The 6816-nt window shown below is 35.5% G+C and carries 5 protein-coding genes; 3 read left to right on the forward strand and 2 right to left on the reverse strand.

The annotated features are described in order from the left end of the window. Positions 1-34: 34 nt before the first annotated feature. Entirely contained in the window at positions 35-994 is a 960-nt protein-coding gene (locus DMC01_RS00450; RefSeq protein WP_142692340.1) for an SGNH/GDSL hydrolase family protein, read from the reverse strand. Then, complete coding sequence (locus DMC01_RS00455) at positions 994-2367, reverse strand: MBOAT family O-acyltransferase (RefSeq protein ID WP_142692341.1); 1374 nt, start codon at positions 2365-2367, stop codon at positions 994-996. The genes DMC01_RS00450 and DMC01_RS00455 overlap by 1 nt, the downstream gene beginning before the upstream one ends. 245 nt (positions 2368-2612) lie before the next feature. Between DMC01_RS00455 and DMC01_RS00460 the strand changes: the two genes are divergently transcribed. Genes DMC01_RS00460 through ftsZ form a run of 3 tightly spaced genes read left to right on the forward strand, consistent with a single transcriptional unit; the run spans position 2613 to position 6626 of the window. Next, the gene (locus DMC01_RS00460; protein WP_142692342.1) at positions 2613-4106 is read left to right on the forward strand and encodes a peptidylprolyl isomerase; all 1494 of its coding nucleotides are present in this window, start codon (positions 2613-2615) and stop codon (positions 4104-4106) included. Next, positions 4103-5485, forward strand: coding sequence for a cell division protein FtsA (gene ftsA, locus DMC01_RS00465; RefSeq protein WP_142692343.1), 1383 nt, complete (start codon positions 4103-4105; stop codon positions 5483-5485). The genes DMC01_RS00460 and ftsA overlap by 4 nt, the downstream gene beginning before the upstream one ends. Positions 5486-5498: 13 nt before the next feature. Beyond that, positions 5499-6626: a cell division protein FtsZ gene (gene ftsZ, locus DMC01_RS00470; RefSeq protein WP_142692344.1), complete on the forward strand. Its 1128-nt coding sequence runs from the start codon at positions 5499-5501 to the stop codon at positions 6624-6626. Positions 6627-6816 lie beyond the last annotated feature (190 nt).

Here is a 6816-nt window from a genome sequence, read left to right on the forward strand (position 1 = left end):
CTTAAAATAAGCAAAAGAAAGGATTTTAAAGAACTCATTGATTAAGATCTGAGGTATTAATATACTCTAAAAGCAGATTAGACATTATCCTAGCACCTTGTATGTTAAAATGCACCCCATCATCAGCCCTAACCTTAATGCTTTTATTATTTTCATCTCTAACATAGCTAGAATACCTATCATCCTCGCTTAAAGCCTTGCTTGTATCTATGAAAATTTCGTTGTTTTTTATGTTTTCTTCCTTGTAAATTTTATTTAAGACCTGAATTTTTTCGTTTAAAAGATCCCTTTTAACAGGTGGGATCTCATACCATAAAATTCTAGCCTCGTTTTCCTTTGCTATTTGTATAAGCTCGTTTACCCTTTGGGTGTAAATTCTAGTCCATTCGCTGGTATTAAAGCCGTGAAACCTACCCTCATTTTTTATGTCCCAAGGATCATTTGCCCCAAGTAAGATGACTATGTATTTTATCTTAGCATTGCTATTTAAGGCTACTTGCATAGCCTTAGCCCAGTCGAAATAGCCCTTGTAAGAAAGCCCTGTGTTTTGTTTGCTTAAATTTGTGCTTTTTATGCCAAGTTTTTTAAGATCCCTCATCAATGCAAGTGCTACACCTTGCATCAAGGAATCTCCTATCAACAAAAACTCCTCATCCACACTCACATAAAGCTTTTGATTTGTTGGCATTATTGCAGATATATCATCGCTTATTTCTTCATATGAGGGCTGGGGATCTTGAGGTGTTATGCTTCTATTTGTATCTGGGGCATTTTTTAAAATTTCATAATTTGCTATGAAATGATCATTTGTCAAAACGACCTTGATTTGTTCTAATTTCACCTTAAAGCTGTTTGCTTCATTTAGCGCATCGCTTTGTGGGTAAAAATGAACATGGTATTTTTGCTCCAAGTAAGAACTAATGCTCTTATTCATCACAAAAACAGTTATGGCAAAAACAGTAACAAGGATAAAAAAGAACTTAACTATACTCATTAAAAACTCTCATAAATAAACTGTGGTATGCCATTTGGCATAAAGGCAAAGATCAAAAGCAAGATAAATGCCAACACTATGGGTCTTAACAAAAGAGGGGTTATACTTAGAATTCTAACGCAGTAGGCTTTAAAATTTATAAACAAGGGATAAACTATAAAAAGGGCTGCAAAGCCTGCAAAAACATAGATATCTTCATATTTTACACTCATAAAGAAATTATCATAACAAGATCTAAGATATTCCCAAGCTGACTCAAAGCTAGGATAATAAAAAAAGATCCAAGCAAAGCTTACAAAATGAAAGGTTAAAAAGACGGATAAATATGGAATTTTACTAAGATTTATCCTATTAACAAGGGGCAAGTGCAAAAACACCACTCCAAGTCCGTGCAAAAGTCCCCAGATAAAGAAATTTATGGTATTTCCGTGCCAAATTCCTGAAAGCACAAAGGCTATTAATAAATTTGCATAGCTTCTAAGCTTGCCTTTTCTATTGCCTCCAAGGGGTATGTAGATATAATCTCTTATGAAGGTTGAAAGTGAAATATGCCATCTAGTCCAAAATTCACGCAAATTTTTTGAGAGATAGGGCATATTAAAATTCAAAGGAAGCTTAAAGCCAAGCATCAAAGCAAAGGCACAAACCAAATCCACATAACCGCTAAAATCACAGTAAATTTGAACGCTAAAAGCATAAATTCCACATAAAAGCTCTAAAAAATTAAAGGCTGAGGGATTTGAGAGTATTTCTTTTGAGTATATGCCAAGATAGTTTGCGATTAAGACCTTTTTGACTATGCCAAATAAAAGTAAGACTATGATTAAATTTGCGTTTTTAAATTCTCTTTTTTTGTGAATTTGCTCAAAGAAAAAATCACTTCTCATAATAGGACCTAGCAAAAGCGTTGGGAAAAATGAAAGATAGGTGGCTAAATTTAAAAAGCTTTCTATCTTTTTGTTTTGATAAACGCTTACTAGATAGGTGATTGAGGCAAAGGTATAAAAGCTAAGTCCTATGGGAAAGATAAGATCTGAGTTTAAATATCCAAAGCCAAAAAATTCCAAAAAGGCATCAAAGCTATCTTTGATGCTTGGAAAATACTTAAAAAAGCATAAATTCAGCACCGCAAAGGCAAGGCAGGCTATGAAGATATTTTTCTTTTGCCGCACAAAAATCAGCAAGGCAAAATAATGAATAAAAAAGGTATAAACAAACAAAACAAGGGCGAAATAGGGATTAATGAGTATGTAAATAAGGTATGAAAAGCCTAAAACTAGCATATTTTGCGTGAGGTATTTTTCACGAAAAGCCCAATAAATCGCAAAAAACACTATCATCATAATGCTAAATTCTAAAGAAAAATATGTCATTTCTAACCTTAAAATTTATCTTTTCGCAAACACTTATTATAATATTTCTAGCTTATATTTTGTTGAAAACTTATAAATTTTTTAAGCAAGATTACAAAAAGAAACACAAAGCAAAAAGCTTATTTTATGTGTCTTATTTAAATTTTTTATGGTATAATGCCTAATTTACAAGAGAAATTTAGTGAATTTAAACTTCAATTAATGCCTCTTAGGGTAAAATACTCTTTTTTACTTAGGGAAGATTAATGATTACTTGGATGCAAAGACATAGAAAATGGCTTGTTGTAACTATTTGGATTAGCACGGTAGCCTTTGTTGGAGCTGGTTTTGTGGGCTGGGGTACTTATGATCTTAATCTTACTCGCAGCTCCTCAGTAGCAAGTGTTGGCGATGAAAAGATAAGCTTTTTTGAATTTAATAGCAGATTTTCACAGGTTTTTAATTATTATCAGCAAATAAGCGACGGTGCCCTTACAGAACAGCAAGCTATGGAGCAAGGACTTGATCTTGTAGCCTTGCAAAGCTTGGTTGATGACAAGCTTTTGCTAAATTACGCCAAGGAGCTTGGCATAGGAAGTAGCGAGGATGAGATCATTAGCATCTTGCTTTCAGATAGAGAATTTTACGACATAAACGGAAGCTTTGATAAAAATATATATTACAATTTACTAGCACAAAATAAGATCAGCACCAAAGACTACGAGCAAATGCTAGCAGATAGCATAGCCTTACGCAAACTTAGCGTGCTTTTTAATCTCCCTGTTAAAGAGGATGAATTTCAAATGCTTGCTTCAAATTTTTTTATGCAAGATGTGTTAAGTATAGAGCTTGTAAGAGCAGATAAAAATATTAATGCAAGTATAGATGAGGATGCCTTAAACAAGCTTTGGCTTAATCACAAGGAGGATTTTAAAACTCAAAAATATTACGAATTATCAACTTATTTCTTGCCCATCAAAAAAGAAACAGTAAATGAAGAAAATTTAAGAGCCTTTTACGAGAAAAACAAGCAAAATTACACAGATTTTAGCGGTAAAATTCTAAGCTTTGAGCAAGCAAAAAACGAGCTTATTTCTTCTTATAGCTTAGAGCAGATTAAAAGCGAGGCAAATAAGGCTTATTTGGCATTAAGCAAAAAAGAGCTTGATTTTCAAGCAGATAAAAAGATCAGCGACAATGATGTATATTATCCAACCGAGCTTTTTATCAAGGCAAATACCGTTTTAAAGCCCTTTATTTTCGAGCAAAACGGACAAAAAGGCTATATGATAGCAAGGATAAATTCTATAAATCCAGCAAGGACAAAGACTTATGAGGAGGCAAGGGAGGAGCTTTTGCCACTTTATAAGAGTCAAAGACAAAAAGAAGCCCTAGCTCAAAAGGCTGATTTGGCCTTGGAAAAATTCAAGGGCAAAAACATAGGCTCTGTCGCAAGGGACACACAAAGAAATGAGCAAAGAGTTAGCGAGGATCTGATGAATGATGCTGAATTTAGCTTTTTTTTGATGAATGTTTTTAATTCTAACAAGGATAAATCCTTTGTTTTATTTGATGATAAGGCTATCTTGTATAAAATTAACGCCCAAAGTCTTTTAAATTCAGCCAAGCTAGAAGAGTATAAGCCAACCTTGGAGCAAAATATAAAAAATATCAAGGCAAATGAGCTTAGAAAAGAACTACTTGCTGAGCTTAAGAAAAAATACAAGGTAGAAATTTATTACGAAAGGCAAAAGAGTTGAACATTTTAGGTATTGATTTAGGATCAACGCAAACTTGTGTCATTTTGACCCGAAAAAGCTTTGAGGATGATAGAGAAGAGCTAGCCATTATAGGCTTTGGCAAGTCTAAGACTCAAGGCGTTAAAAAGGGTGCGATTACAAATATAGAACTTGCTGCTAAATCCATACAACAAGCTGTTGCAAGAGTGCAAATGATGTCTGGGGTAAAGAATTTCGATAGGGTGGCTGTTTCTATTTCTGGTGCTTATACCAAGTATGTAAAAAGCCCTGGTTTGGTTATTAATCCAAACGGAGGCGAAATAGGCATAAAAGAAATTCAAAGGGCTGTTTTAGACGCAAAGATTAAGGCAAACATACCAAATGGCTATGAGATCATCCATGTCTTGCCTTATAATTTTAAGGTAAATGACATTGATTATGTTGAGGATCCCTTAGGTATGAGCGGTAAGAGGCTTGAGGTTTCAACCCACATTGTCATCTCCCAAGAAGCTCATATTAAAAATCTCAAAAAGGCTGTTGAGCTTGCAGATTTAAAGGTTTCAAATTTAGTTCTTTCAGGCTATGCCTCTGCTATTGCTTGTCTTGATGAGAGCGAAAAAGAATTAGGCACCATACTTGTGGATATGGGCGGTGCCATTTGCGATATAGTTATACATATGGGTAATGCCATACGCTACAATGAATGCTTACAAATAGGCTCTTTAAACATAACTCAGGATCTAAGTATAGCCTTGCATACTCCCTTAAAAGAGGCTGAAAATCTCAAGCTTTCTTATGCAAATTTAGGACAAGAACCAGAAAAGATCATACAAGTTCCCTCAATGGGCGATGAGAGCAAGGTTGTTGAGTGTAATTTAGGAAGTATTTCTACTGTGATTTATTCAAGGGCTGAGGAAACCCTTATGATATTAGCACAAATTCTAAGTAAGACCCAACTTGCTAGAAGTGCTGGTGCTGGGGTGGTTTTAACAGGTGGTATGACAAAGCTTGCAGGGCTTGATAAGCTCGCTACTGCTATATTTGACAAAAAGGCCATTAGAATTGCTAGTGCTAGAGATAGCTTTATTTCTAGCTTTGATGAGGCTATTAAGGATCCAGAAAATACTTGTGCTGTGGGACTTTGCTTGTATGAGGCTGGATATTTTACCCCTTATGAGCTTGATTCTAATCAAAAATTGCGTTGCAAGGGCGAGGAGATGCTCTACAATGAAATAGCAAAAAAAGAACCCACTCCAATAAAAGAAGAAAAAAGTCAAATTTTTAATGAAAATTCGCAAGAAAATGATACAATAGCGATTAATAAAGAGGTTTTAAATTTAGGAGCCAAGAAGGAGAATTTTCTCACTAATATGTGGCATAAACTTGTTAATCAATTCTAAATTAGGGGTGATTATGAACGAATTCATAGTTGAAGAGGCTGGACACGCAAAGGGTGCAAAGATTAAGATTATAGGTTGCGGTGGTGGTGGTAGCAACATGATAGATCATATGATAAAAATGGGGCTATCATCTTATAACAATTTAGATCTAATAGCTGCTAATACCGATGGACAACACCTTGCAGCAAATTTAGCCAAGACTAAAATTCAACTCGGTGAAAAGATCACAAGAGGGCTAGGGGCTGGTGGCAATCCTCAGGTTGGAAGTGAAAGCGCAAAAGAAAATTTTGAAGAAATTAAGGCTGCATTAGAAAATAGCGATATAGTTTTCATAGCCTCAGGGCTTGGAGGTGGCACTGGAACTGGTGCTAGCCCCATCATAGCAAGGGCTGCGAAGGAAATAGGTGCGCTGACCGTGTCTGTTGTAACTATGCCCTTTGATTATGAGGGTAAAAAAAAGAAAGAACTTGCCGAAGCAGGTCTAATAGAGCTTAAAAAAGAAAGCGACTCCATACTTGTGATACAAAATGATAGGGTATTAAACCTCATAGATAAAAATGTAGGCTTTGATGAGACCTATGTCCTTGTTGATGACATTTTAAGTAGGGCTGTTAAGGGTATGGTGTCCATACTCTTGGAAAATAGCCGTGTTAATGTGGATTTTGCCGATGTTAAGGCAATTATGAGCCATAGAGGACTTGCCTTGATGGGAATGGGTGAAGCCAGTGGGGCTAGTGCTGCTGTGGAGGCTTTAAATAATGCTCTTGAATCGCCCTTACTTGATAGCCTAGATATTAAAAATGCAAAGGGTGTCATAGTTCATTTCAAGAACAGTCCCAAATTTCCTTTCTTGCAGATAGTAAATGCGGCAAAAAGTTTGCAAGAAATTCTAAATGAAAATGTAACATTTAAATACGGCATAAATTCAGATGAGAACATAGCCGAGGATAAGATCGAAGTAACCATCATAGTAACAGGCTTTGAGTATCAAGAGCAAACCACCCAGCCTACCATTTCAAAAGAAGAAAAAGAGGCAAAAAAGATGCCCTATGTCAGCCTAGGAAGAACAGGCACTCACAACGATGAGGAGACCATCACCTACCTAGACAGCCCAGCTTTTTTAAGAAGGCAAATGGACTAAGCCCTTTAAGGCTTAGTCTTTAAAAAAAAGGCTATTGATACTTTTAGCTGATATAATTACGGCTGAAAGATTGGTAAAATCGATGTTAAACAAGTATATATTTTTGCCCTACATTTCGGAGCGAAAATTTAGGCAGATTTTAGAGTGTTTTTGTGCTGACATTTGCGTAAGCAAAATTGCCATTTTATGC

The organism is Campylobacter troglodytis (assembly GCF_006864425.1).
GTDB classification, from domain to species: Bacteria; Campylobacterota; Campylobacteria; order Campylobacterales; family Campylobacteraceae; genus Campylobacter_D; species Campylobacter_D troglodytis.

What these genes read in the sequence shown, in the direction of transcription:
- DMC01_RS00450 (WP_142692340.1), bottom strand. Translation starts at nt 994, where the DNA reads ATGAGTATAGTTAAGTTCTTTTTTATCCTTGTTACTGTTTTTGCCATA.
- DMC01_RS00455 (WP_142692341.1), bottom strand. Translation starts at nt 2,367, where the DNA reads ATGACATATTTTTCTTTAGAATTTAGCATTATGATGATAGTGTTTTTT.
- DMC01_RS00460 (WP_142692342.1), top strand. Translation starts at nt 2,613, where the DNA reads ATGATTACTTGGATGCAAAGACATAGAAAATGGCTTGTTGTAACTATT.
- ftsZ (WP_142692344.1), top strand. Translation starts at nt 5,499, where the DNA reads ATGAACGAATTCATAGTTGAAGAGGCTGGACACGCAAAGGGTGCAAAG.